A 23077-nucleotide genomic window follows, 5' to 3' on the forward strand; every position below is an offset into this window, starting at 1 on the left:
GACCTCAGGCGCCGGACCCGCCCCGCCCCGGGCCTCCTCGGAACTCCAGGAGCCGCTGGTACGCCTCCAGCCCGTCCGGCACCCAGGCCCACGTGGCGAGCCGCCGCCGTACCTCCTCGTCGTCGAGGAACGCGTGCCAGGCGACCTCCTCGGCCTGCGGTGCCACCGGGAGCGCGCAGCGCACCTGGTAGACGGCGGACCACCAGGTGTGCTCGGCGCTGGAGTACAGGAACCGGAACAGCGGCTCGGGCCGCGGCAGCCCTGACACCCCCAACTCCTCCTCCGCCTCCCGCAGCGCCGCCTCGTCGTACGACTCGCCCGCGCCCACTACCCCGCCGACGAACATGTCGTAGTGGGAGGGGAAGACGAGCTTGGCGGCCGTGCGGCGGTGGACGAAGACGCGTCCAGCGGGGTCGCGCGCCTCGATGAAGACACAGCGGTGACGCAGCCGCCGGGCCGTCGCCTCGCCGCGCGGCGCCTGACCGATGACCTCGTCCTTCTCGTCGACGATGTCCAGGATCTCGTCAGAGGGCGTCATACGCTCCATCCAACCGCACCCCGACGGTTGACGCGGCCCCCGGCCGGTGCCGAAGATCTGACGCACGAGTAACTTGCCGCCCCGCCCACCCTCGGCCCGCGCCCCGCCGCGACCCCTGACCGAACCCCTCCGCACCCCCGCCCGAGCCCCGAGCTTCCGGCCCCCCCGACAGGATGGAACCCATGGCGTACGACGCTGATGTGATCGTGATCGGGGCAGGGCTCGCGGGGCTCGTGGCCACCGCCGAACTGGTCGACGCCGGACGGTCGGTGATCCTCCTCGACCAGGAGCCCGAGCAGTCCATCGGCGGCCAGGCGCACTGGTCCTTCGGCGGTCTCTTCCTCGTCGATTCGCCCGAGCAGCGTCGGCTGCGGATCAAGGACAGCGCGGAACTGGCGCTCCAGGACTGGTTCGGCACGGCGGGCTTCGACCGCGAGGACGAGGACCGCTGGCCGCGCAGGTGGGCCGAGGCGTACGTCGACTTCGCCGCCGGGGAGAAGCGGCCCTGGCTCCACCAGCAGGGGCTGCGGATCTTCCCCGTCGTCGGCTGGGCGGAGCGCGGCGGCTACGACGCGACGGGCCACGGCAACTCCGTACCCCGCTTCCACATCACCTGGGGCACCGGCCCCGGCGTCGTCGCCCCCTTCGAACGGCGGGTCCGCGAGGGCGTCGCCAAGGGGCTCGTTCAGCTCAGGTTCCGCCACCGGGTCACCGGCCTCGCCCGCACCGCCGGGGCGCTCGACACGGTCACCGGGGAGATCCTGGAGCCCAGCGGGGCCGAACGCGGAACCGCCAGCAGCCGGGAGGCCACCGGCTCCTTCGAGCTGAGGGCCCAGGCGGTCGTCCTCACCTCGGGCGGCATCGGCGGCAACCACGACCTGGTACGCGCCCAGTGGCCCGCGCGGCTCGGCACCCCGCCCGAGAAGATGCTCTCCGGGGTCCCGGCCCACGTCGACGGGCTGATGCTCGGCATCGCGGAGAAGGCGGGCGCCCACCACATCAACCGCGACCGGATGTGGCACTACACCGAGGGCATCGAGAACTGGAACCCGATCTGGGCGAAGCACGGCATCCGCATCCTGCCCGGCCCCTCGTCCCTCTGGCTGGACGCGCGGGGCAAGCGGCTGCCGGTCCCGCTCTTCCCCGGCTTCGACACGCTGGGCACCCTCGACCACATCATGGGCTCGGGGCACGGCTACACCTGGTTCGTGCTCAACCAGCGCATCATCGGCAAGGAGTTCGCGCTCTCCGGCTCCGAACAGAACCCGGACCTGACCGGCAAGTCGGTCCGCGACGTGATCGGCCGGGCCCGCGCGGACGTGCCCGCGCCGGTGAAGGCGTTCATGGACCACGGCAAGGACTTCGTCGTGGAGAAGAACCTCGCGTCCCTGGTCCGGGGCATGAACGCGGTCACCGGCGACGACCTGATCGACGAGGCGTCCCTGCGCCGCGAGATCACCGCCCGCGACCGCGAGATCGCCAACCCCTTCACCAAGGACCTCCAGGTCACCGCGGTCCACGGGGCCCGCGCCTACCTCGGCGACCGCCTCATCCGTACGGTGAAACCCCACCGCCTCCTGGACCCGGCGGCGGGCCCGCTGATCGCGGTACGCCTCAACATCCTCACCCGCAAGTCCCTGGGCGGCCTGGAGACGGACCTGTCCTCCCGCGTCCTGACCGCCGAGGGCACCCCGCTGCCGGGCCTGTACGCGGCGGGCGAGGCGGCGGGCTTCGGCGGCGGCGGGGTCCACGGCTACCGCTCCCTGGAAGGCACGTTCCTGGGCGGCTGCATCTTCTCGGGCCGAGCGGCGGGCAGGGCGGCGGCGAAGGCGACGGCGTAGCTCCCACGGCTAGGGGACCGGCACCGACAAAGGCGCGGGCCCCGGGAGGGTCCGGCGCCCCGGCGAGCACCCGGCCGAAGGCCCGGAGCGCCCTGCCCTACGGAGATACCGTCCCCGCGAACACCGGCCCCACCCGCGCCGGCCCCGCGACCACCGGCCCTCGGGGTCTGCCCTGCCCGCACCGTCCTCCCTGCGCGCCCCGCCCTACGGAGGCACCGTCCGCGCCCGCAGCGGCCCCGCGAACACCGTCCTCCGGGGCACCGTCCCCGCCCGCAGCGGCCCCGCGAACACCGGCCCCCGGAGCCACGTCCGGCCCCCGGGCCCCCGCCCCGCCCTCACTCCAGCCGTTCCACCACCCGGAACCGCTCCGCCACGATCAGCGTCCCGTCGTTCACCGTGAACGACGGGTCGTCCATCGCCTCCCGCATCTCCGCCCCGTGCCAGAACGCCTCGTGCGACGCCCGCCACTCGGCCACCGACGTGTACCCCTCGCCCTCGTCCAGGGCGTGGCGCAGGTCGACCGCTCCCAGCGGCAGCACCCGTACGTCCGTCACCTCGACCACCGCCACCTCGCGGCCGTCCGAGTCGATCAGCGCGGAGCGTTCGCCGACCGGCGGCAACTCCTCCTGCTCCAGCTGGTACTCGGCGAGCAGCCCGGTGGTGGACACCTTCTCGCCGGACAGGACGGCCGCCACCAGCCGGTCGCGAAGCGGCCCGGGGAAGGCCAGGAGGAAGGGCTTCAGGGGTTCGCGATGCGCCATGCGCCCAGTGTCGCACCCGCACAACCCCGGTGCGCAGGGCGTCGCGTCCGCCCCGCCCACCCCGGCGGCGCCCCGGGGCCGATCCTCGGGAGCACTCGTCGAGAATGAGCCAACTGTGGTGGCTGAAGCGGGAGTTGGCGCCAGGATCCCCTTGACGTGACGCCTCGCCTCCCGCTTGGCTGTGCGCGGTCGCCCGCCCGCCTACCGCGTCGAAAGAAGTCTGCGGCATGTCCCCGCCTCCGCCGCCCCTGGGCCGCTCCCGCCGTCGGGGCAGCCGCCCGGACCGCGCCTTCGACCCGGCCCTGGACGACACCGAACTCATCGCCGTCCGGGCCCGGTTCGTCCAGGGGCGCTGGTCCGACGCGCGCGCCCTCCTCGTGGCCACCGGGCCGGACTGGGACCGCCGCGGACACCGCCTGCTCGCCCTCGCCGAGACCCCGTCCGCCGTCGCCTGGGCCGCCGACTGGCTGCTCGTGGAGCCCGGGAGCGCGGACGCCTCCGCCCTGCTGGCCTGCGCCTCCGTGATCCGCGCGCTCCGCCCCAAGGCCAAAGGCGCCGACACCGCCCGCGCCCGGGAGGCCTGTCTGGCCGCGGCCCGCACCACCCCCGAGGACCCCACGCCCTGGCTGGCGCTGCTCCTGCTGGACCGGGGGCGCGAGGGTGGCGGCGACGAGTGCGGCAGGCTCTTCGAGGAGGTGCGCTCGCGCCACCCCGACCACCACCACGCCCACCATCTGATGACCGGCCTGCTCGCCGAGAGCCGCCCCGAGAGTGGTGCCGACCCGCTCCACGAGGTGTACGACTTCGCCGCCTGGGCCGCCGAACTGGCCCCCGCCGACTCTCCGTTGGCCGTGCTCCCGGTCGTCGCCCACGCCGAGCGCTATCGCGTCCTGGTCGCCGCGGGCACCGAGCCCGAGGATCCGGCGGCCTCCGGCCACTGGTCGGGGCGCCGGGCCCGGCAGGTGATGAAGGCCGCCTTCGACTGGTGGCTCGAGTGGGAGCGCGAGGACCACCCGCGCCACCGGGTCGACCTCAACTTCCTGGCCCACGCCAAGGTCTGCCAACGGCGGCCCGCCGAGGCGGCCGCCCTCTTCCACCGCATCGGTCCGTACGCCACCGCCGCCCCCTGGTCCTACTCCGGCCGCGATCCCCACGACGCGTTCGCCGCCGCACGGGCCTACGCGCTCGGCACCCTTTGACGCACCTCCTTCGACGCACGTCGCACCCACCGCCCCACCACCGAGGAAGGGACCATCCCCGCCATGTCGACGGGCAGTTCGTACTCCAGCGAGGCCGGCACCACGAGGACGACGGCCGGTACCGGCGGGATCAACACCTACAAGGGCGAGGAACGCGCGCTGCGCGCGAACCGGCTGGGCACCCCCGGACTGCTGCTGTCCGTGGTCGCCGCGAGCGCCCCCCTGATGGTCGTCGCCGGGGTGATGCCCACGGTCTTCGGCGTGATGGGCGTCGTCGGCCAGCCCCTGCTCTACCTCATCCTCGGCGTGGTCCTGATGCTGTTCGGCCTCGGCTACGCCGAGATGAGCCGCCACGTCCACAACGCGGGCGCCTTCTACGCGTACATCGCGCGCGGCCTCGGCCCGACCGCCGGGGCGGGCGCCTCGCTGGTGGCGCTGGTGGCGTACAGCGCGATGCAGGTCGGCATCTACGGCATCCTCGGCTTCGAGGTCTCCGTCATCTTCGCCACGTACCTCGGCGTCGAGGTGGCGTGGTGGGTACCGGCCCTCGTCTCGGCCGCGGTCGTCGGCGTGCTCGGCTGGCTGAAGATCGACCTCAACGCCAAGGTGCTCGGTGTCCTGCTGGTCATCGAGTGCGCGCTCGTCGTGATCTTCGACGTCGCCGCCGTGAGCAAGCCGGGCCCCGAGGGGCTGTCGTTGAGCGCCTTCAACCCCGAGACCCTGGCCGGTGCGGGCCTGGGCACCGCGCTCTGCTTCTGCGTCGCCGCGTTCGTCGGCTTCGAGCAGGCCCCGGTGTACGCGGAGGAGACCAGCCGCCCGCAGATCGTGGTGTCCCGGGTGATGTTCCTCGCCGTGGGGTACGCCGCGCTGTTCCTGGCGGTCAGCTCCTGGGCCCTGACGGTGGCCGCCGGACCGGGCTCCATCGCCGGGTCCTCCCGCACGGAGGGCCCCGGCCTGCTGTTCGGCCTCACCGAGGAACGGCTCGGCTCCACCTTCACCGACGTCCTGCACATCCTCTTCGTCACCGGGATGTTCGCCGCCCTCCTCAGCTTCCACAACGTCGTCGCCCGCTACGCGTTCGCCATGGGCCGCGAGGGCCTGCTGCCCGCCCGCTTCGGCCGCGTCAACCGGGCGAGCGGTGCTCCCGGCACCGGTTCGCTGCTCCAGTCCGCGATCTCCGTGGCCATCGTGCTGGCCTTCGCCCTGACCGATGACCGCCCGTCCGGCGATCCCACCGCCCCGGTGCTGCGGCTCTTCACCTGGATGGGGAACGTCGGGGCGCTCGGCGTCATCCTGCTGATGGCCGCCGCCTCCTTCGCCGTCATCGCCTTCTTCGTCAAGCGCGGCGCGGGCCGGGCCCAGGCGCCGCGGCTGGTCGCCTCCGGTCTCGCCGGGCTGGCGCTGCTGACGATCGCCTTCTTCACGGTCCGCGACTTCGACGTCCTGGTCGGCTCGGGACCCGGCTCCGTCCTCAGCCGGCTGCTGCCCGGTGTGATCCTCCTCGCGCTCGTCGGCGGACTCGTGTACGGCGCCGTCCTGCGTTCGGCCAGGCCCGAGGTGCACGCCCGTATCGGCCTGGGCAACGAGGCGTTCCGGCTGGAGGAGGCGGCCGGGAGCGGGACCGCCCGCCGCTGAACTCCCGTACGTACGGGAGGCGCCCGCCCCGGTGGAGGACCGGGGCGGGCGCCTTCGCGCATCCGACGGGAGCGACCGCGCGGCCCCTCGTCAGGGGACGGCCGCGCCGCACGGGGGACCGCTACAGCAGCAGCGACAGCGGCAGGATGAAGGCGATGGCCACCACGGAGATGATCGTCTCCATCACCGACCAGGTCTTCACGGTCTGCCCGACGTCCATCCCGAAGTACTCCTTCACCAGCCAGAACCCGGCGTCGTTCACATGGCTGAAGAAGAGCGAACCGGCACCGATCGCCAGCACCAGCAGCGCCGCGTGCGAGGTCGACATGTCGGCCGCGAGCGGAGCGACCAGACCGGCGGCGGAGATGGTGGCGACCGTGGCCGAGCCGGTGGCCAGGCGGATCGCGACGGCGATCAGCCAGCCGAGCAGCAGGGCGGGGATCGACCAGTTCTCGGAGAAGTCCAGGATCATCTGGCCCACCCCGGCGTCGATCAGCGTCTGCTTGAAACCGCCACCGGCTCCGACGATCAGCAGGATCCCGGCGATCGGGGCGAGCGACTTCTCGACGGTCCCGGCGAGCCTGCCCTTGGTGAACCCGGCGGCGCGGCCGAGGGTGACCATGCCGAGCAGGACGGCGGCGAGCAGGGCGATCAGCGGCGAGCCGATCACGTCGGTGACCCGCTGGAGGCCGTTCTCGGGGTCGTCGACGACGATCTCCACGAGCGCCTTGAGCAGCATCAGCACGACCGGCAGCAGGATCGTCACCAGGGTCGCGGCGAAGCTCGGGCGGCGGTCCAGCTCCTCGGAGGGGCGCTGCGGGATCATCTTCTCCGGCGGCTCGATGTCCACCCAGCGGGCGGCGTAGCGGGAGAAGACCGGACCGGCGATGATCACCGTCGGGATGGCCACCAGCACACCGAGCGCCAGGGTCACCCCGAGGTTGGCGTCCAGGGCGTCGATCGCGACCAGCGGGCCGGGGTGCGGCGGGATGAGCCCGTGCATCACGGAGAGTCCGGCCAGCGCCGGGATGCCGATCCGCATCAGGGAGAAGTTGCCGCGCTTGGCGACGAGCAGCACCACCGGGATCATCAGCACGATCCCGACCTCGAAGAAGAGCGGCAGCCCGATGATCGAGGCGATGAGGACCATCGCCCACGGCATGGCCCCCCGGCTCGCCCGCTCCAGGATGGTGTCGACGATCTGGTCCGCCCCGCCGGAGTCGGCGAGCAGCTTGCCCAGGATCGCGCCGAGCGCGATGAGCACGCCCACGCTGGCGACGGTGGAGCCGAGCCCCGTGGTGAAGCTGGCGATCGTGTCGGCCGGGGCCGCCCCCGCGAAGGAGCCGAGCGCCAGCGAACCGATGGTCAGCGCGAGAAACGCGTGCATCTTGAGCTGGGTGATCAGGAGAACGATGACGGCGATGCCCGCCAGTACGGCGATGCCCAACTGCGCGTTGCCTGCCGAGGTGATCGGTTCGGCGGCGTCCGCTGCCAGCATCTCGACGCTGAGACTGGTCACGGTGATGGTCCTTAGGTATCGAGCCGGCGCAGCGCGGCGACGGCTCGCTGGGTGATTTCCTCGGGGGTGCCGGACACGTCGACGCTCACCCCGGCCTCGTCGGCCTGGAGCGGTTGCAGCGTCGCGAACTGGGAGTCGAGCAGCGCGGTCGGCATGAAGTGGCCCGTGCGGTCCGCCATGCGCTCCTCGATCAGCGCCCGGTCGCCGGTCAGATGCAGGAAGACGGCGTCCGGGGCCCCGGCCCGCAGCCGGTCGCGGTAGACCCGCTTGAGCGCGGAGCTGGAGACGACCCCGCCCCGCCCCGCCCGCCCGTGCGCCCACGCGCCGATGGCGTCCAGCCAGGGGCGGCGGTCGTCGTCGTCCAGGGGGGTGCCGGCCGACATCTTGGCGATGTTCGCCGGGGGATGGAAGTCGTCGCCCTCGGCGTACGGGACGCCGAGTTCGGCGGCGAGCAGGGGACCGATCGTGGTCTTGCCGGTTCCTGCCACGCCCATCACCACCACCACATGGGGGGTGCTCGGGAGAGGTGCGGTGTTCATGGAGTGTCTCGCTGTCTTCTTCGACATCGGTCCGTCGCGCTACTGAAACCCATTAGGTACGACTTATTCAAGAGGCTGTGACACAAACGTCGTACTTTTTCTTCCTAAGGGGTGCGCCGTAGGCTTGGTCCATGACCACACAGAGCCAGGGGCTGCATACGCATGTGCTGGACACCCTGGGTCTGGAGATCTCCTCCGGCCAGAGCCCTCCCGGCAGCGTGCTGCGCACCGACGAGCTGGCCCAGCGCTTCGACGTCTCCCGTACGGTGATCCGCGAAGTGGTCCGGGTCCTGGAATCCATGCACCTGGTCGAGTCCCGCCGCCGGGTCGGGGTGACCGTCCGGCCCACCGAGGCCTGGAACGTCTACGACCCCCAGGTCATCCGCTGGCGCCTGGCCGGCGCCGACCGCCCCCGCCAGCTGCGCTCCCTCACCGTGCTGCGCTCCGCGATCGAACCGGTGGCGGCGGGCCTCGCCGCCCGCCACGCCACCGCCGAGCAGTGCGCCGAGCTGACCGCGCGCGCCCTCGGCATGGTCGCCACCTCCCGAGGCCAGCAGCTGGAGGGCTACCTCGAACACGACATCGCCTTCCACCGGATCGTCCTCAACGCCTCCGGCAACGAGATGTTCGCCCGCCTCGGGGACGTCGTCGCCGAGGTCCTCGCGGGCCGCACCCACCACCAGGTGATGTTCGAGGACCCCGATCCGGCCGCCGTCACCCTGCACGTCCGGCTCGCCGAAGCGGTCCGCGAGGGCGACCCGGAGGCCGCCGAACGGATCACCAAGGAGATCGCGGTGGGCGCCCTGCACGAACTGGACGTGCTGGCTCCGTAGGGGCCACCCAGGGCGTACGGTGGTCCGCGATCGATCTTCACGCAGCGCGGCAGCAGGGAGAGCAGGGTTATGGCACAGCAGGTGCAAGCGGTCGTCGCACCGGGCAAGGACGAGCCGGTACGGGTCGAGACCATCGTCGTCCCGGACCCCGGTCCCGGCGAGGCCGTCGTGAAGATCCAGGCGTGCGGCGTCTGCCACACCGACCTGCACTACAAGCAGGGCGGCATCAACGACGAGTTCCCCTTCCTCCTCGGCCACGAGGCCGCGGGCGTCGTGGAGTCGGTCGGCGAAGGCGTCACCGACGTCGCCCCCGGCGACTTCGTCGTCCTCAACTGGCGTGCCGTGTGCGGCCAGTGCCGTGCCTGTCTGCGCGGCCGCCCCTGGTACTGCTTCGACACCCACAACGCCAAGCAGAAGATGACGCTGCTCGACGGCACGGAGCTGTCGCCCGCCCTCGGTATCGGCGCCTTCGCGGAGAAGACCCTCGTCGCCTCCGGCCAGTGCACCAAGGTCGACCCGGAGGTCGCCCCCGAGGTCGCCGGACTCCTCGGCTGCGGCGTGATGGCGGGCATCGGCGCCGCCATCAACACCGGCCAGGTCGGCCGCGGTGACTCGGTCGCCGTCATCGGCTGCGGCGGGGTCGGCGACGCGGCCGTCGCCGGAGCGCGGCTGGCCGGAGCGGCGAAGATCATCGCGGTCGACATCGACGACCGCAAGCTGGAGACGGCGAAGAAGATGGGCGCCACCCACACCGTCAACTCCCGCTCGAACGACGCCGTCGAGGCCATCCGCGCCCTCACCGACGGCAACGGCGCCGACGTCGTCATCGAGGCCGTCGGCCGCCCCGAGACCTACGAACAGGCCTTCTACGCCCGCGACCTGGCCGGAACGGTCGTCCTCGTCGGCGTCCCCACCCCGGACATGAAGCTGGAACTCCCGCTCCTGGACGTCTTCGGCCGCGGTGGCTCCCTCAAGTCCTCCTGGTACGGCGACTGCCTGCCCTCCCGCGACTTCCCGATGCTCGTCGACCTGCACCAGCAGGGCCGCCTCGACCTCGCCGCCTTCGTCACCGAGACCATCGGCATCGGCGACGTCGAGCAGGCCTTCGCCCGGATGCACGACGGCGACGTCCTGCGCTCGGTGGTGGTCTTCCCGTGACCACCCGCGTCGACCACCTGGTCACCTCCGGCACCTTCGCCCTCGACGGCGGCGAATGGGAGGTCGACAACAACGTCTGGATCGTCGGCGACGACAACGAGGCGATCGTCATCGACGCCGCGCACGACGCCGCCGCCATCGAGGCGGCGCTCGGCGGCCGTACCCTGCGCGCGATCGTCTGCACCCACGCCCACAACGACCACATCGACGCCGCCCCGGCCCTCGCCGAGGCCACCGGCGCCCCGATCCTGCTCCACCCGCACGACCTGCCGCTCTGGCTCCAGACCCACCCGGACCGGACCCCCGACGGCCCCCTGACCGACGGCCAGGAACTGGTCGTCGCCCGCACCACGCTCAGGGTCCTGCACACCCCGGGCCACGCCCCCGGCGCGGTCTGCCTGTACGCCCCCGAGCTGGCCACGGTCTTCACCGGCGACACCCTCTTCCAGGGCGGCCCCGGCGCCACCGGCCGGTCCTTCTCGTCGTTCCCCACGATCATCGACTCGATCCGGGACCGGCTGCTCACGCTGCCCGGCGACACCAAGGTCCGCACCGGCCACGGCGACCCCACCACCATCGGCGCGGAGGCCCCGCAGCTCGACGAGTGGATCAAGCGCGGCCACTGACGGCCGCGCGCCTCACCCCTCCGGCCAGGCGGAGAGCCGCAGCCCGCTCTCGAAGCGGCGCGGCTCCCCGCCGACCGGATCGGTGAACTCCAGCACCCGCGCCAGCAGCTGCAAGGGCCGGGTGAAGTCCTCCGCGGCGCCCTCGGGCTCCACCACCGGATACAGCGGATCGTGCACGATCGGCACCCCCAGCGCGTTCATGTGCGCCCGCAGCTGATGGGTCCGCCCGGTGGCGGGCAGCAACCGGTACCGCCCGAGCGCACCCCGGCGCTCCACCAGCTCCACCCGGCTCTCGCTGTTCGCCTCGCCCGGCTCCTCCCGGGCGGCGAGCACCCCCCGCTCCTTCACGATCCGGCTCCGCACGGTCCGCGGAAGGGCCACGCCGGGGTCGTACGGGGCCACCGCCTCGTACTCCTTGCGCACCAGCCGGTCCCGGAACAGCGTCTGGTACGCGCCCCGCTCCCGGGGCCGCACCACGAACAGCACGAGCCCCGCCGTCAGCCGGTCCAGCCGGTGCGCGGGCTGGAGCGTCGGCAGCCCCAGCTCCCGCCGCAGCCGGGCCACCGCGGTCTCGGTGATGTGCCGCCCCCGGGGCGTGGTCGCCAGGAAGTGCGGCTTGTCCGCGACCACGATCCGCTCGTCGTGGTGGACCACGCCGACCGGGAACGGCACCGGCTCCTCCGCCGCGAAGTCCCGGTGGAACCAGAGGCAGCGCCCGGCCGTGTACGGCTCCTCGCCCCGCACCGCGCGCCCGTCCGCCCCCACGAACCGCCCCGCGTCCAGCATCGCCGCCACCCGCCCGGCCCCGATCGCCGCTCCGAACCGGGCGACCAGATGCTCCCCGACGCTGCCCCAGACCCCCTCGGGGTCCTCCGGCAGCCGCACCCGCACCGGATCGACGCCCTCCCGCTGGGGGAGCGGTGCGCCGGGCGGCTTCCCGCGGCCTCTCATCGGCGCCCCTCTCCGTAGTCGCCCGGTGACGCAAAAGAGCCCCACCGAAGTGGGGCTCCCGCTGGTGTCCGAGGGGGGACTTGAACCCCCACGCCCGATAAAGGGCACTAGCACCTCAAGCTAGCGCGTCTGCCATTCCGCCACCCGGACAAGGTGTCTGTCTCCCGGGCCCTGGCCCGTTCCGACGTGGAAAACCATAGCAAACATTCGAGGGTGCTCGATCACGTCCGGTCGCCGTGAACGCCGCGTGACGGGCGGTGGGCGGCCTTGGGCGTACGCCGCCGGCGCGGGAGGATGAGAGGGAGCACCACAGCGACAGTGGAAGGAACCAGCGTGAGCGAGAGCAGCACGGGCCAGGCCGTCACCGGGGGGAACGCGGAGAGGGAGGTCGTCGACCTCTGTCGTGACCTGATCAGGATCGACACCAGCAACTACGGCGACCACTCGGGCCCCGGCGAGCGGCGCGCGGCCGAGTACGTCGCGGAGAAGCTCGCGGAGGTCGGTCTGGAGCCGCGGATCTTCGAGTCGCACAAGGGGCGGGCCTCCACCGTCGCCCGGATCGAGGGCGAGGACCCCTCCCGGCCCGCGCTGCTGATCCACGGGCACACCGACGTCGTCCCCGCCAACGCGGCGGACTGGACCCACGACCCGTTCTCCGGCGAGATCGCGGACGGCTGCGTCTGGGGCCGGGGCGCGGTCGACATGAAGGACATGGACGCGATGACCCTCGCGGTCGTACGGGAGCGGATGCGCACCGGCCGCAAGCCCCCGCGCGACATCGTGCTGGCCTTCCTCGCCGACGAGGAGGCGGGCGGCACCTACGGGGCCCGCTACCTGGTCGACCACCACCCGGAGCTCTTCGAGGGCGTCAACGAGGCGATCAGCGAGGTCGGCGGGTTCTCCTTCACCGTCAACGAGAAGCTGCGGCTCTATCTGGTGGAGACCGCCCAGAAGGGCATGCACTGGATGAAGCTCACCGTGGACGGCACCGCCGGGCACGGGTCGATGATCCACAAGGACAACGCGATCACGGAGCTGTCCGAGGCGGTCGGGCGGCTGGGGCGGCACAAGTTCCCGGTGCGGGTCACCAAGACGCTGCGGCACTTCCTGGACGAGCTCTCGGACGCCCTCGGCACCGAGCTGGACCCGGAGAACATGGACGAGACGCTCGCCAGGCTCGGCGGCATCGCCAAGCTGATCGGCGCCTCCCTCCAGAACACCGCCAACCCCACCCAGCTCGGCGCGGGCTACAAGGTCAACGTCATCCCGGGCCAGGCCACCGCCCATGTCGACGGCCGGTACCTGCCGGGATACGAGGAGGAGTTCCTCGCCGACCTGGACCGCATCCTCGGCCCCAACGTCCGGCGCGAGGACGTCCACGCGGACAAGGCGCTGGAGACCACCTTCGACGGGGCGCTGGTGGACGCCATGCAGACCGCGCTGGTGGCCGAGGACCCGATCGCCCGCGCCGTGCCGTACATGCTCTCCGCGGGCACCGACGCCAAGTCCTTCGACGACCTCGGCATCCGGGGCTTCGGCTTCGCCCCGCTGAAGCTGCCGCCGGAGCTGGACTTCGCGGGGATGTTCCACGGGGTCGACGAGCGGGTGCCGGTCGACGGCCTCCAGTTCGGCGTACGGGTTCTCGACCGCTTCATCGACCACTCCTGATCGCCGCCGGTCCGTTTCACCCTCGACTCGCCATAGATTCGGCCGCCTGTTCGGACATGTCCGAACGAGTGAAACGGGCCGTTCGCACGTAGCCCCGCACCCCCCTCCTCGTTACAAGGTGTGCGGTCCGCGGCTGGGACCGCATTTTCCAACTAGGAGGAATCATGATCAAGAAGGTCGTCGCAGTTGCGGCTGCCACCGGTGGCCTCGTTCTCGCGGGTGCGGGCATGGCTTCCGCCGACGCGGGCGCCCAGGGTGCAGCCATCGGCAGCCCCGGCGTGCTGTCCGGCAACGTCGTCCAGGTTCCGGTCCACGTGCCGGTCAACGTGTGCGGCAACACGGTCTCCGTGATCGGTCTGCTGAACCCCGCCTTCGGCAACACCTGCGTCAACGCCTGACGTTGAACGTCAACCCGTCAAGGGTTTGAGCTCGACCGGTCCCGGAGTGCACTCCATGCACTCCGGGACCGTTCGGCATTCGGCTCCCGCACGGTCATGTCCGGGGGTTTTTCGGAAGCCAGAAGGCAGGAAACGAACCTATGCGACAGGTCACTCGTAAAGGCCTGATCACCATGGCGGCGGCGGGCGGAGTGCTCGCGCTCAGTGGTGGCTACGCCCACGCCGACTCCGGAGCGGCCTCCACGGCGTCCGGTTCGCCGGGCGTGCTGTCCGGTAACTCGGTCTCGGTCCCGATCGACATCCCGGTCAACGTGTGCGGGAACTCCGTCAGCGTCGGCGGACTGCTCAATCCCACGAGCGGAAACGACTGCGGAAACGGATCAGCGGCATCCGACCGGTCCACGCACTCCGACCGGGCCGACCGGTCCGGCGGCGCGCAGGACCGCACGCTGCCCGCCGGATCCGGCAACAGCGCCCAGGCCGGCGACACCACCGCCTCGGACCGCCACACCGAACCCGGCACCGGCCGTCACCGGGCCCCGGGCGGCGGCGCCTCGGCGGAAGGAACCGCCCAGGGTTCGCCCGGCATCCTCTCCGGCAACCTGATCCAGGCCCCGATCGACATCCCCGTGAACCTCTGCGGGAACAGCGTCACCATCGGCGGACTGCTCAACCCCGTCTTCGGCAACAGCTGCGCCAACGACTCCGAGGTGCCGCCCCCGCCGCCCGAGCAGCCGGAGAAGCCCCCGGTCACGCCGGAGAAGCCGGTCCACCCGCCGGTCGACCAACCGCCCGAGCCGAATGCCCCCGAGACCCGGAACGTCCCCCGGGAGCAGCTCGCGCAGACCGGCGCGGGCGGGGCCGAGATGCTCATCCCGGCCAGTGCCGGACTGCTGCTCGCCGGAATGGGATCGGTGCTCTACCGCCGTTCCCGCAGCGCCGCCTGACCCAGGGCGCGCACGGCACGACAGGAGCGGCGAACAGAAGGAGCGGGCCCCGCGACGGCGGGGCCCGCTCTCTGCTCATCGGGCCGTCTTCACCTCACCACGTGGCCCGCAGCTGACGGATGATCCGTCTGCGCAGCCGCACCCTCCGGCTGCCGTCCAGGCGCAGCGTCAGACGGTCCAGCTCCCAGTGTCCGTACTCGGCATGGTCGGTCAGCAGTCGGGCCGCTTCCTTGCGGGACACCCCGCGCGGAACGTACACGTCGATGAATTCGTATTCCGGCATCGCATCTATTGTGCGGGCAGCGCCCCGGTACGGATAGCGTCTGCACTATGTCTGATGCTGCGCAGCCCACCGCTGCCGAGGTACGTGCCGCCGCCGAAGCGGTCAAAGCCGCGATCGACCGTCACCTCGACGCGGTCGAACGCCGTACCGGGGACGACGACCCGGCCGTCTACGACGCGTTCAACGCCCTGGCCGCTGCCGCCGAGGTCTACGACGAGCTTCTCTACGACCGTTACGACGAGGTCACCCCCTTCGAGATCCCCGGTGCGGACGACTCGCTGCCGCCCTACGCGGGCCCCGCGGAGCCCAGCGCGCTCAGCGTCCTGATCCGGCGCGACTACGCGGTCGTGGAGCCGCCCCGCCTCCTCGCCCAGGCCCAGCGCCTCGCCGACCTCGACGCCGGCCCCGGCGACGAGGACACGGCCCCGGTGGTCGGCACCAGCGTCCACGCCGCGCTCGGCGTGCTCTTCGGCGAGTACGAACCGGACGAGATCGCCTCCCGGCACAAGGAGTTCGGCCTGGAGGAGGGCGACTCCACCCTCTGGGTCTCGGCCGGGCACGCGCTTCCGGAACCGGGGGAGTGGCTCGCGGCGCCGTTCGAGGACGCCGAACCCGAACTGGTGGTCTGCCGCTTCGACGTCAGCGCCGTCTTCGACGAGGAGGACGAGTCCGACGAGGACGCCCCAGGAACGACGGTGGGCGGCGTCTGACCGGCTCCGGCTCCCGCTTCTGGCACTGGACGTGACGGTGGGCCCCGGCGCGACGCGCGCCGGGGCCCACCGCTGTTCCGGGCCGGGGGCAGCCGCTCAGGAGGCCGCGTCGGCGGTGGGGAGCGCCTCCAGCAGCTGCCGCAGCCGGGTCGTGCGCTCCTGCGCCGGAATCCGCTCCACCGCCTGCGGCAGCGCCTGGTCCACTCCGTGCACCACGGACAGATGCCGCTCTCCCCGGCCGAACGCGGTGTAGACCCACGGCCTGCTCAGACCCTGCGCCGCGTCGCCCGGCAGCACCACGATCGCGGCGGGCCAGCGCATCCCGGCCGCCTGGTGGGCGCTGAGCGCCCAGCCGTGCCGCACCGCCGACTCCACCCGCTCCTGCGGTACGACGACGGTGAGCCCCCCGCAGTCCAGGTGCAGGCCCTCGGCGTCCGCGGAGCGCACCACCCCCGGCACCGCGTGGCCGGGCGCGGGCACATGGATCACCCGGTCGCCCGGGTCGAACCCGCCGAACCGTCCCGGCCCCGGGTTGAGCCGCTGCTTCAGGGCGTCGTTCAGCGCCCTGGTCCCGGCGGCCCCGCCGTGGCCCACCGTGATCACCTGGGTCTCGTCGGCGGGGATGGAGAAGGCCCGGGGCACCGACTCCGCGACCAGCTGGACGGTGCGGTGCACCGCCTCGCCCGCGTCGCGGACGGGGACGATCACGACCTCCTTGCCCGGCGCCTCCACCTGGTTGAGCTCGCCGATGCCGATGCCCGAGACCAGCTCGCCGATCGGCCCGGGGTCCGGGGTGCGGGAGACGGTCTGCGGGCAGGCGCGGGCGGCCAGCACATCCGCGAAGACCCGCCCGGCGCCCGCCGAGCCCAGCACGCCCGGATCACCGCTCAGCACCAGCCGGACACCGTCGGCCAGCGCCTCGACCAGGACAGCTGCGCTCTCCACGTCCAGCTGCGGGGCGTCCAGCACGACCAGCAGATCCAGGGCGAGCGCCCCGTCCTCGTCCCGGCCGGGACCCTGCGCACCGGAGAGCAGGCCCGCCAGGGTGACCGCCGTGTCCGGGGCGCCGGTGGCCGCGGCCAGCCGTCGGCGGCCGTCCTCGCTGTGGGTGGCGCCCAGGGCCCGCAGGCCCAGCCCGCGCGCCGCCGCGATCAGCGCGGCGGGCTCGGCCCGAGCCGCCTCGCCGCCGCTGTGCGCGACCAGACCGGCCGAGGCGACCGTACGGATCAGCTCGGCGGCCGACGGGGAGGGGGCCGACCGGGCCGCCTCCGTCCAGTCGGCGCCCTTCTCGCAGGCGTTGACCAGCCGGGCCAGACCGTCCGCGAGGCTCTCCTCGGCCAGGGCGTACCGGTCCAGGCCCAGCAGCACCCGCACCGGCTCCTGTGGAGCGTCGGCGTCCGCTTCCTCCGCCCCTCCGTCGGCCGCTTCGGCGGCCTCCGGCTCCAGGCCCTCCCCCTGCCCCTCCTGGAAGACCAGCGCGACGCCCTCCTCGACGGCGTCCCGCACCGCCGCGTCCGGGTCGCCGACCGCACGCTCGGCGAGCGCCGCCCGTACGGCGTCGATGTCCAGGGCCGTGTGGCCCTGGAGGGCCGCGCGCTCCAGGGCCCAGCCGACCAGGGCCCCGGTCCTGCGCCCGTCGTCCGGTCCGCACGCGGCGCCGAGCAGGGCCCGCGCGAAGCCGTCGGCCTGCTCCGGCCGGACGCCGGGCACCGCGAGCAACTGCCAGGGGTCGGCGCGCAGCGCCTCGGCCGCCTGATCGCCCAGCACGTCGACGGCCGGACCGGCCAGCGTCTCGGGGGCCCCGCCCTCGGCGAGCACCGCCCGCACCGCCGCCGTGGCCTCGGGCGGGGCGGCCCGCACCGCCGGAGCGGCCGCGGGCGCCTGGGCCCTGGCGGGCTGCGCGGCGGCCGCCGGGTCGGGGCGCCGGGGCGCCGTGGGCGCGGCGGGGGAGTCGAAGAAGGCGGTCCCGGCCTTCTCGCCGCTCTCCACGGCCCGGACCGCCGCGAGCAGGTCGGCGGCCGGACCGCTCAGCTTCGTACCGGCGGCGATGGGTCCGTCCTTCTCCGCCTTGCGCTGCGCGATCCGCTCCCGCAGCTCCCGCTGGGCGGCCAGCTCGGCCTGCGCCTCCGACAGCTCGGGAGCGTCGGCGGCAGCGCTGTCGGCGGTGGCATCGCCGGTGGCATCAGCGGCATCGGGCGCGTCGGCGGTGTCAGGCGTCTCGGCGGTGCCGGCGGGCTCCGCGGCTCCGTCACCGGTCGCCCGGCTCTCGTCGGCCGGACTCCCGGCGGCCTCGGGGGTCCCGGCCCTCGTCGCGTCGGCCGGGCCGCTCGCCGTGGTCCCGTCCGGGGTGTCCGGGCCGGCGGTGCCGGGGGTCTCCCCGGGAAGCGCAGTCACAGCGTGCTCCAGTCCTGATCGGGATAGCGGTGCACGGGCGCCGACACGTCGTCGAGCGCCTGGCAGATCTCGTAGGGAAGACTAAGCGCCTCCACCGACAATGCCTCCGTGAGCTGCCCGGCGTTGCGCGCGCCGACGATCGGGGCGGTCACCCCGGGCCTATCCCGGACCCAGGCCAGCGCCACCTGGAGCGGGCTCGTCGCCAGGCCGTCCGCCGCCGTCGCCACCGCGTCGACGACCCGGGCCGCCGCGTCGTCGAGATACGGCTCGACGAACGGCGCGAGCAGTTCGGAGGCGCCCCGGGAGTCCGACGGGGTGCCCTGGCGGTACTTGCCGGTGAGCACGCCCCGGCCCAGCGGCGAGGACGGCAGCAGCCCGATCCCCAGGTCCAGCGCGGCGGGCAGCACCTCGCGCTCGACGCCCCGCTGGAGCAGGGAGTACTCCATCTGCGTACTGGCCAGCCGGGTGCGCGTCCCCGGGGCGGCGAGCTGCCAGGTGGCGGCCTTGGCCAGCTGCCAGCCGCAGAAGTTCGACACCCCCGCGTAGCGGACCCGGCCGGAGCTGACGGCCAGGTCCACCGCCTGGAGGGTCTCCTCCAGCGGGGTCGACGGGTCGAAGGCGTGGACCTGCCAGAGATCCACGTAGTCCGTGCCGAGCCGCTCCAGCGAGGCGTCCAGGGCGGCCAGCAGATGCCCGCGTGAGCCGTTGACCCGGCGGTAGGGGTCCGGGACGCTGCCCGCCTTCGTGGCGATGACCAGATCCTGGCGGGGCACCAGGCTGCCGACGAGGCGCCCGAGCACGTACTCCGCCTCGCCGCCCCCGTAGACATCGGCCGTGTCCACCAGAGTGCCGCCCGCGTCCCAGAAGGCCTTCAGCTGGTCGGCGGCGTCGTGCTCGTCCGTGTCCCGGCCCCAGGTGAGCGTACCGAGCCCGATCCGGGACACGCGAAGGCCGGTGCGGCCGAGATGCCTCTGCTCCATGGGCGCTGAGATTACTGGCCATGGCCCCACGGAGTGGAAGCCTGTGGACAACGGGAGGTCGTGCGGGCCTGCCGGAATGCCGTCACCCGCGCTAGAGTCCGGGGAAAGAGACGTTACTGATCAGTAGGGAGCGGTTCATGCGGCTCGGCATCAATCTCGGTTACTGGGGCGCGGGCATGGACGGCGACAACCTCGCCGTCGCGCAGGAGGCCGACCGGCTCGGCTACGACGTCTGCTGGGCGGCCGAGGCGTACGGCTCCGACGCCCCGACCGTGCTGACCTGGGTCGCGGCCCAGACCGAGTCCATCGACGTCGGCTCGGCGATCATGCAGATCCCGGCCCGCCAGCCCACCATGACGGCGATGACGGCCGCCACCCTCGACTCGCTGTCCGGCGGCCGCTTCCGGCTCGGCCTCGGCGTCTCCGGTCCCCAGGTCTCCGAGGGCTGGTACGGCGTGAAGTTCGACAAGCCGCTGGCCCGCACCCGGGAGTACGTGGAGATCGTCCGCAGGGCGATGACCCGCGAGCGCCTCTCGTTCGAGGGGGCGCACTGGACGCTGCCGCTGCCCGGCGGTCCCGGCAAGCCGATCAAGCTCACCGTGCACCCCGAGCGCGAGCACATTCCGCTCTACATCGCCGCGATCGGCCCCAGGAACCTGGAGCAGACCGGGGAGATCGCCGACGGCGCCCTGCTGATCTTCCCCTCCGCCGAGCACCTGGAGGAGACCGCGATCCAGCCGCTGCGCGCGGGCCGCGAGAAGGCCGGCAAGACCATGGACGGCTTCGACGTCAGCCCGACGCTGCCGCTCGCCGTCGGCGACGACGTGATGGGCCTCGCCGACATGTTCCGCCCCTACACCGCGCTGTACGTCGGCGGCATGGGCAGCCGGAAGCAGAACTTCTACAACCAGCTCGCCCAGCGCATGGGATACGAGAAGGAGGCCGCCGAAATCCAGGACAAGTACCTGGACGGGGACAAGGCCGGGGCCGCCGCCGCCGTACCGCACCAGCTGATCGACCAGACCGCGCTGCTCGGCCCCGTCGACCGGATCGCCGAGCGGATGCAGGCCTACGCCGCCGCCGGGGTCACCACGCTCAACCTCGCCCCGGCCGGCTTCACCCTGGAGGAGCGGCTGACCGCCCTGCGCGCCGGCACGGACGCCCTGGAGCGCTCCGGACTCGCCTGACGGCTCCCGGGGCTGACGGCCCCCGCGGCAGCCGGACAGCACTACGGCCGTGGTGGGGGCTCGGGGGTCTTCCCCGCCACGGCCGTCACCCGGAACAACGCCCCTCACGCCCAGGAGTTACGGCGGGGCGGCGCCGGGCGTCCGGCGCCGTTCCGGTTGCCGACCCGTCGGCGGCGCATTTGACTCTCCCTGCGGAATGTCGCTCCGCGGACTCGTGGTCCGCGGGCATCCGGTACGGAGGTGGCCGCCATGCTGTCAGCGAAAAGCGTGTTCCAGGAGATCCTCGACGACGACGAGGCCTACCGGCTCTTCTGCTCCATCGCCGCCAGCGGGGAGTCCCAGGGCGGCTGGGAGAACGCCCGGATCGCCGCCCTCGTCCCCGAGAACCGCCGCGGCCTCGGCCCCCGGATCGTCCGGCACGGCGCCGACGAGGACAAGCACGGCCGGATCTTCAACGCCCTGCTGAAGAAGCGCGGCCTGCCGCCCGTGGAGGTCCCGCCGGAGACCGACTACACGATGCTCCTGGAGCGGCAGGGGATCGGGCTCGCCCACTCCCGGCTGCGCGGTGAGGAACGGCTCACCGAGCGCGACATCATCACCTATCTGGCCCACAGCCGCATCACCGAGCAGCGCGCCTCCGAGCAGATGCGGCTGCTGCGCCGGTACTTCGCCGACCACCCCGACATCGGCCGCGCGGTGAAGATGATCTCCCACGACGAGGACAACCACCTCGCCTACTGCCACGAGGAACTGCTCACCCTCGCGCGCGAGGGCCACGGCCGGACCATCCAGCGGATCATGCGCGAGTGCGCCCTGGCCGAGATCCGCGTCTACCGCGACGTCAGCCTCGCCGTGATGGCCCACATGGGCCGCCTCCTGGGCTGGTCCCGCCCCAAGGCCGCCGTGCTCGCCGCGGGCATCCACGCGATGTACGCGTACGAACGCCTCGTCGGCTGGCGGCGCATGGTGGCCCTGGAGATGCCCGAGCGGCGCGACGCGCTCGGCAGCCCCGCCGTGCCGGAGCACGAGTACGCCTGAGTCCCGGGCGGCGGCCCACACCGCCGCCGCCCGGCGCCACCGCACGGCCCGGAACCGGCCGGGCCCCCGGAAGCCCGGCCGGGCTGCTCAGAGCCAGCCGCGCCGCTTGAACAGCCGGTACAGCCCGTACACCGCGAAGGCCATCAGCGCCACCACCGCCGGATACGTCCACGTCCAGTGCAGCTCCGGCATGTGGTCGAAGTTCATGCCGTAGATGCCCGCCACCATCGTCGGGACGGCGGCCATCGCCGCCCAGGCGGAGATCTTGCGCATGTCGTCGTTCTGCCGGACGCCCATCTGCGCCAGATGCGCGGAGAGGATGTCCGAGAGCAGCCGGTCAAGCCCCTCCACCTGCTCGTTGGCGCGCGTGAGGTGGTCGGCCACGTCCCGGAAGAACGGCTGCGCGTGCTCGTGCACGAACGGCACGCCCGCGGCCGAGAGCCGGGCCATGGGACCGGTCAGCGGGCCGGCCGCCCGGCGGAACTCCAGCACCTGCCGCTTGAAGGTGTAGATCCGGGCCGCGGTGTTCTTCGAGTCGCCGCCGCTCGGCGCGAACACCTCGGCCTCCAGCTCCTCCAGGTCGACCTGGAGCTCCCCGGTCACGTCCAGGTAGTGGTCCACGATCGCGTCGCTCACCGCGTACAGCACCGCCGTCGGCCCGTGCTTGAGGACCTGGGGCTCGGCCTCCAGCCGCCGGCGCACGGCCGCCAGCGGGGCGCCCTCGCCGTGCCGGACGGTGACCACGAACGAGTCCCCTATGAAGACCATCAGCTCGTCGGCGCTGACGGTGTCGCCCGCGGGCTCGTAGACGACCGGCTTCAGGACCACGAACAGCGAGTCGTCGTACACCTCCAGCTTCGGCCGCTGGTGCGCGCGCAGCGCGTCCTCCACGGCCAGCGGATGCAGCGCGAACTCGTGGCGTACGAGATCGAACTCCGTCTCCGTCGGCTCGTGCAGCCCGATCCACAGGAACGCGTCCGGCGCGCCCCGCGCCTCCGCCAGGGCATCGGAGAAGTCCTCGGGCCGCTCGGTGCGGCGCCCGTCCCGGTAGATGGCACAGTCCACGATCACGGCGGGCATTCTTCCCCGTGAACCCGCCTCCACGCACCTTCGCCACCCCTCTACGCTGGCGGGTATGCCCACGCTGATCCTCGTACGCCACGGACGCTCCACCGCCAACACCGCGGGAGTGCTCGCGGGCCGCACCCCCGGCGTCCACCTCGACGAACGCGGCGCCGAGCAGGCCGCGGCCCTGCCCGCCCGGCTGGCCGCCCTGGCCCCGGTCCTCGCCGTCAGCAGCCCGCTGGAGCGCTGCCGGGAGACCCTGGAGCCGCTGCTGGCGGCCCGCCCCGGCCTGGCCCTGCACATCGAGGACCGGGTCAGCGAGTGCGACTACGGCGACTGGTCGGGGCGGAAACTGGCCGAACTCGCCGACGAGCCCCTGATGTCCGTCGTCCAGCAGCACCCCTCCGCCGCCGCCTTCCCCGGCGGTGAGTCCATGCGTGCCATGCAGGCCCGCGCGGTGGACGCCGTACGCGACTGGAACGCCCGGGTCGAGGCGGAGCACGGCGAGGACGCCACGTACGTGATGTGCTCGCACGGCGACATCATCAAGGCGCTCGTCGCCGACGCGCTGGGGATGCACCTGGACCTCTTCCAGCGCGTCCACGCCGACCCCTGCTCGGTCACCGCGATCCGCTACACCCGGCTGCGCCCCTTCCTGCTGCGCCTGGGCGACACCGGCGACCTCACCCCGCTCGCGCCCCACAAACGGCCCGCCGGAGCGGACGCCGCCGCCTCGCCCGCCGGCGACAGCACGGCGGACGCCACGGTCGGGGGCGGCGCGGGCGCGCCGTGATCTCCGCGGGCAGT

The 23077-nt window shown here is 73.0% G+C and carries 22 protein-coding genes and 1 tRNA gene; 13 read left to right on the forward strand and 10 right to left on the reverse strand.

From position 1 onward, the window contains the following. Positions 1-4: 4 nt before the first annotated feature. On the reverse strand, positions 5-538 hold the full coding sequence (locus ACIRRU_RS16980) for an NUDIX domain-containing protein (RefSeq protein ID WP_363204636.1): 534 nt from the start codon (positions 536-538) through the stop codon (positions 5-7). Positions 539-720: 182 nt separating this feature from the next. Between ACIRRU_RS16980 and ACIRRU_RS16985 the strand changes: the two genes are divergently transcribed. Beyond that, positions 721-2379, forward strand: a complete 1659-nt coding sequence (locus ACIRRU_RS16985) for an FAD-binding dehydrogenase (protein WP_403680998.1) — start codon at positions 721-723, stop codon at positions 2377-2379. Between the two features lie 335 nt (positions 2380-2714). Here ACIRRU_RS16985 and ACIRRU_RS16990 read toward each other — a convergent pair whose 3' ends face one another. Then, positions 2715-3140 carry an ASCH domain-containing protein gene (locus tag ACIRRU_RS16990; RefSeq protein ID WP_403681001.1) on the reverse strand — a complete coding sequence of 142 codons (426 nt, stop codon included), beginning with the start codon at positions 3138-3140 and terminating at the stop codon, positions 2715-2717. Between the two features lie 227 nt (positions 3141-3367). Between ACIRRU_RS16990 and ACIRRU_RS16995 the strand changes: the two genes are divergently transcribed. Both ACIRRU_RS16995 and ACIRRU_RS17000 read left to right on the forward strand, forming a co-directional pair. Next, entirely contained in the window at positions 3368-4339 is a 972-nt protein-coding gene (locus tag ACIRRU_RS16995; RefSeq protein WP_403681003.1) for a hypothetical protein, read from the forward strand. A gap of 63 nt (positions 4340-4402) precedes the next feature. Further along, a complete protein-coding gene (locus tag ACIRRU_RS17000) occupies positions 4403-5974 on the forward strand; it encodes an APC family permease (protein WP_403681004.1) in 1572 nt (523 codons plus the stop codon). 121 nt (positions 5975-6095) lie between these two features. Here the strand turns inward: ACIRRU_RS17000 and ACIRRU_RS17005 are convergent, their stop codons facing one another. Together ACIRRU_RS17005 and ACIRRU_RS17010 are read right to left on the reverse strand one after the other, a co-directional pair. Further along, on the reverse strand, positions 6096-7493 hold the full coding sequence (locus tag ACIRRU_RS17005; RefSeq protein WP_403681007.1) for a GntP family permease: 1398 nt from the start codon (positions 7491-7493) through the stop codon (positions 6096-6098). 11 nt (positions 7494-7504) lie between these two features. Continuing rightward, positions 7505-8032, reverse strand: a complete 528-nt coding sequence (locus ACIRRU_RS17010) for a gluconokinase (RefSeq protein WP_403681009.1) — start codon at positions 8030-8032, stop codon at positions 7505-7507. Between the two features lie 131 nt (positions 8033-8163). On the opposite strand from ACIRRU_RS17010, the gene ACIRRU_RS17015 reads away from it, so the two are divergent. The 3 genes from ACIRRU_RS17015 (at position 8164) to ACIRRU_RS17025 (ending at position 10649) form a co-directional block, all read left to right on the forward strand. Further along, the gene (locus ACIRRU_RS17015; protein WP_403681012.1) at positions 8164-8865 is read left to right on the forward strand and encodes a FadR/GntR family transcriptional regulator; all 702 of its coding nucleotides are present in this window, start codon (positions 8164-8166) and stop codon (positions 8863-8865) included. A 69-nt stretch (positions 8866-8934) separates the two neighbouring features. Then, positions 8935-10023 carry an S-(hydroxymethyl)mycothiol dehydrogenase gene (locus tag ACIRRU_RS17020; protein ID WP_403681015.1) on the forward strand — a complete coding sequence of 363 codons (1089 nt, stop codon included), beginning with the start codon at positions 8935-8937 and terminating at the stop codon, positions 10021-10023. Continuing rightward, positions 10020-10649: an MBL fold metallo-hydrolase gene (locus tag ACIRRU_RS17025; protein ID WP_403681016.1), complete on the forward strand. Its 630-nt coding sequence runs from the start codon at positions 10020-10022 to the stop codon at positions 10647-10649. Before ACIRRU_RS17020 ends, ACIRRU_RS17025 begins: the two co-directional genes overlap by 4 nt. A gap of 12 nt (positions 10650-10661) precedes the next feature. Here the strand turns inward: ACIRRU_RS17025 and ACIRRU_RS17030 are convergent, their stop codons facing one another. Beyond that, positions 10662-11600, reverse strand: a complete 939-nt coding sequence (locus ACIRRU_RS17030) for an RluA family pseudouridine synthase (protein WP_403681018.1) — start codon at positions 11598-11600, stop codon at positions 10662-10664. 62 nt (positions 11601-11662) lie between these two features. After that, a tRNA-Leu gene (locus ACIRRU_RS17035) sits at positions 11663-11750 on the reverse strand. 183 nt (positions 11751-11933) lie between these two features. Here ACIRRU_RS17035 and ACIRRU_RS17040 point away from each other — a divergent pair. The 3 genes from ACIRRU_RS17040 (at position 11934) to ACIRRU_RS17050 (ending at position 14613) form a co-directional block, all read left to right on the forward strand. Next, entirely contained in the window at positions 11934-13268 is a 1335-nt protein-coding gene (locus ACIRRU_RS17040) for a M20/M25/M40 family metallo-hydrolase (RefSeq protein ID WP_403681020.1), read from the forward strand. 164 nt (positions 13269-13432) lie between these two features. Then, positions 13433-13666, forward strand: coding sequence for a chaplin ChpH (gene chpH / locus ACIRRU_RS17045; protein WP_006123411.1), 234 nt, complete (start codon positions 13433-13435; stop codon positions 13664-13666). A gap of 140 nt (positions 13667-13806) precedes the next feature. Next, positions 13807-14613 (forward strand): chaplin, encoded by an 807-nt coding sequence (locus tag ACIRRU_RS17050; protein ID WP_403681022.1) that lies wholly within the window; start codon positions 13807-13809, stop codon positions 14611-14613. A gap of 94 nt (positions 14614-14707) precedes the next feature. Here ACIRRU_RS17050 and ACIRRU_RS17055 read toward each other — a convergent pair whose 3' ends face one another. Next, a complete protein-coding gene (locus tag ACIRRU_RS17055) occupies positions 14708-14896 on the reverse strand; it encodes a DUF5703 family protein (RefSeq protein ID WP_014157168.1) in 189 nt (62 codons plus the stop codon). A gap of 47 nt (positions 14897-14943) precedes the next feature. Here ACIRRU_RS17055 and ACIRRU_RS17060 point away from each other — a divergent pair, with 47 nt between their 5' ends. Further along, positions 14944-15606, forward strand: coding sequence for a hypothetical protein (locus tag ACIRRU_RS17060; RefSeq protein ID WP_403681026.1), 663 nt, complete (start codon positions 14944-14946; stop codon positions 15604-15606). A 96-nt stretch (positions 15607-15702) separates the two neighbouring features. Here ACIRRU_RS17060 and ACIRRU_RS17065 read toward each other — a convergent pair whose 3' ends face one another. Both ACIRRU_RS17065 and ACIRRU_RS17070 read right to left on the reverse strand, forming a co-directional pair. After that, on the reverse strand, positions 15703-18000 hold the full coding sequence (locus tag ACIRRU_RS17065) for a helix-hairpin-helix domain-containing protein (protein WP_403681029.1): 2298 nt from the start codon (positions 17998-18000) through the stop codon (positions 15703-15705). Next, entirely contained in the window at positions 17997-18980 is a 984-nt protein-coding gene (locus ACIRRU_RS17070; protein WP_403681031.1) for an aldo/keto reductase, read from the reverse strand. Before ACIRRU_RS17070 ends, ACIRRU_RS17065 begins: the two co-directional genes overlap by 4 nt. A gap of 137 nt (positions 18981-19117) precedes the next feature. Here ACIRRU_RS17070 and ACIRRU_RS17075 point away from each other — a divergent pair, with 137 nt between their 5' ends. Both ACIRRU_RS17075 and ACIRRU_RS17080 read left to right on the forward strand, forming a co-directional pair. After that, positions 19118-20167 (forward strand): LLM class F420-dependent oxidoreductase, encoded by a 1050-nt coding sequence (locus ACIRRU_RS17075; RefSeq protein WP_403681034.1) that lies wholly within the window; start codon positions 19118-19120, stop codon positions 20165-20167. A 249-nt stretch (positions 20168-20416) separates the two neighbouring features. Further along, positions 20417-21205 carry a ferritin-like domain-containing protein gene (locus ACIRRU_RS17080; RefSeq protein ID WP_403681036.1) on the forward strand — a complete coding sequence of 263 codons (789 nt, stop codon included), beginning with the start codon at positions 20417-20419 and terminating at the stop codon, positions 21203-21205. Positions 21206-21292: 87 nt separating this feature from the next. Here ACIRRU_RS17080 and corA read toward each other — a convergent pair whose 3' ends face one another. Further along, positions 21293-22285, reverse strand: a complete 993-nt coding sequence (corA, locus tag ACIRRU_RS17085) for a magnesium/cobalt transporter CorA (RefSeq protein WP_403681039.1) — start codon at positions 22283-22285, stop codon at positions 21293-21295. A gap of 55 nt (positions 22286-22340) precedes the next feature. On the opposite strand from corA, the gene ACIRRU_RS17090 reads away from it, so the two are divergent. After that, positions 22341-23063 (forward strand): histidine phosphatase family protein, encoded by a 723-nt coding sequence (locus tag ACIRRU_RS17090; protein ID WP_403681041.1) that lies wholly within the window; start codon positions 22341-22343, stop codon positions 23061-23063. The last annotated feature ends 14 nt before the right edge of the window (positions 23064-23077 follow it).

Origin of the sequence: Streptomyces sp. NPDC101181, from assembly GCF_044767975.1 — a bacterium.
Classification (GTDB): Bacteria; Actinomycetota; Actinomycetes; order Streptomycetales; family Streptomycetaceae; genus Streptomyces.

What these genes read in the sequence shown, in the direction of transcription:
- ACIRRU_RS16980 (WP_363204636.1), bottom strand. Translation starts at nt 538, where the DNA reads ATGACGCCCTCTGACGAGATCCTGGACATCGTCGACGAGAAGGACGAG.
- ACIRRU_RS16985 (WP_403680998.1), top strand. Translation starts at nt 721, where the DNA reads ATGGCGTACGACGCTGATGTGATCGTGATCGGGGCAGGGCTCGCGGGG.
- ACIRRU_RS16990 (WP_403681001.1), bottom strand. Translation starts at nt 3,140, where the DNA reads ATGGCGCATCGCGAACCCCTGAAGCCCTTCCTCCTGGCCTTCCCCGGG.
- ACIRRU_RS16995 (WP_403681003.1), top strand. Translation starts at nt 3,368, where the DNA reads ATGTCCCCGCCTCCGCCGCCCCTGGGCCGCTCCCGCCGTCGGGGCAGC.
- ACIRRU_RS17000 (WP_403681004.1), top strand. Translation starts at nt 4,403, where the DNA reads ATGTCGACGGGCAGTTCGTACTCCAGCGAGGCCGGCACCACGAGGACG.
- ACIRRU_RS17010 (WP_403681009.1), bottom strand. Translation starts at nt 8,032, where the DNA reads ATGAACACCGCACCTCTCCCGAGCACCCCCCATGTGGTGGTGGTGATG.
- ACIRRU_RS17015 (WP_403681012.1), top strand. Translation starts at nt 8,164, where the DNA reads ATGACCACACAGAGCCAGGGGCTGCATACGCATGTGCTGGACACCCTG.
- ACIRRU_RS17020 (WP_403681015.1), top strand. Translation starts at nt 8,935, where the DNA reads ATGGCACAGCAGGTGCAAGCGGTCGTCGCACCGGGCAAGGACGAGCCG.
- ACIRRU_RS17030 (WP_403681018.1), bottom strand. Translation starts at nt 11,600, where the DNA reads ATGAGAGGCCGCGGGAAGCCGCCCGGCGCACCGCTCCCCCAGCGGGAG.
- chpH (WP_006123411.1), top strand. Translation starts at nt 13,433, where the DNA reads ATGATCAAGAAGGTCGTCGCAGTTGCGGCTGCCACCGGTGGCCTCGTT.
- ACIRRU_RS17050 (WP_403681022.1), top strand. Translation starts at nt 13,807, where the DNA reads ATGCGACAGGTCACTCGTAAAGGCCTGATCACCATGGCGGCGGCGGGC.
- ACIRRU_RS17055 (WP_014157168.1), bottom strand. Translation starts at nt 14,896, where the DNA reads ATGCCGGAATACGAATTCATCGACGTGTACGTTCCGCGCGGGGTGTCC.
- ACIRRU_RS17060 (WP_403681026.1), top strand. Translation starts at nt 14,944, where the DNA reads ATGTCTGATGCTGCGCAGCCCACCGCTGCCGAGGTACGTGCCGCCGCC.
- ACIRRU_RS17070 (WP_403681031.1), bottom strand. Translation starts at nt 18,980, where the DNA reads ATGGAGCAGAGGCATCTCGGCCGCACCGGCCTTCGCGTGTCCCGGATC.
- ACIRRU_RS17075 (WP_403681034.1), top strand. Translation starts at nt 19,118, where the DNA reads ATGCGGCTCGGCATCAATCTCGGTTACTGGGGCGCGGGCATGGACGGC.
- ACIRRU_RS17080 (WP_403681036.1), top strand. Translation starts at nt 20,417, where the DNA reads ATGCTGTCAGCGAAAAGCGTGTTCCAGGAGATCCTCGACGACGACGAG.
- corA (WP_403681039.1), bottom strand. Translation starts at nt 22,285, where the DNA reads ATGCCCGCCGTGATCGTGGACTGTGCCATCTACCGGGACGGGCGCCGC.
- ACIRRU_RS17090 (WP_403681041.1), top strand. Translation starts at nt 22,341, where the DNA reads ATGCCCACGCTGATCCTCGTACGCCACGGACGCTCCACCGCCAACACC.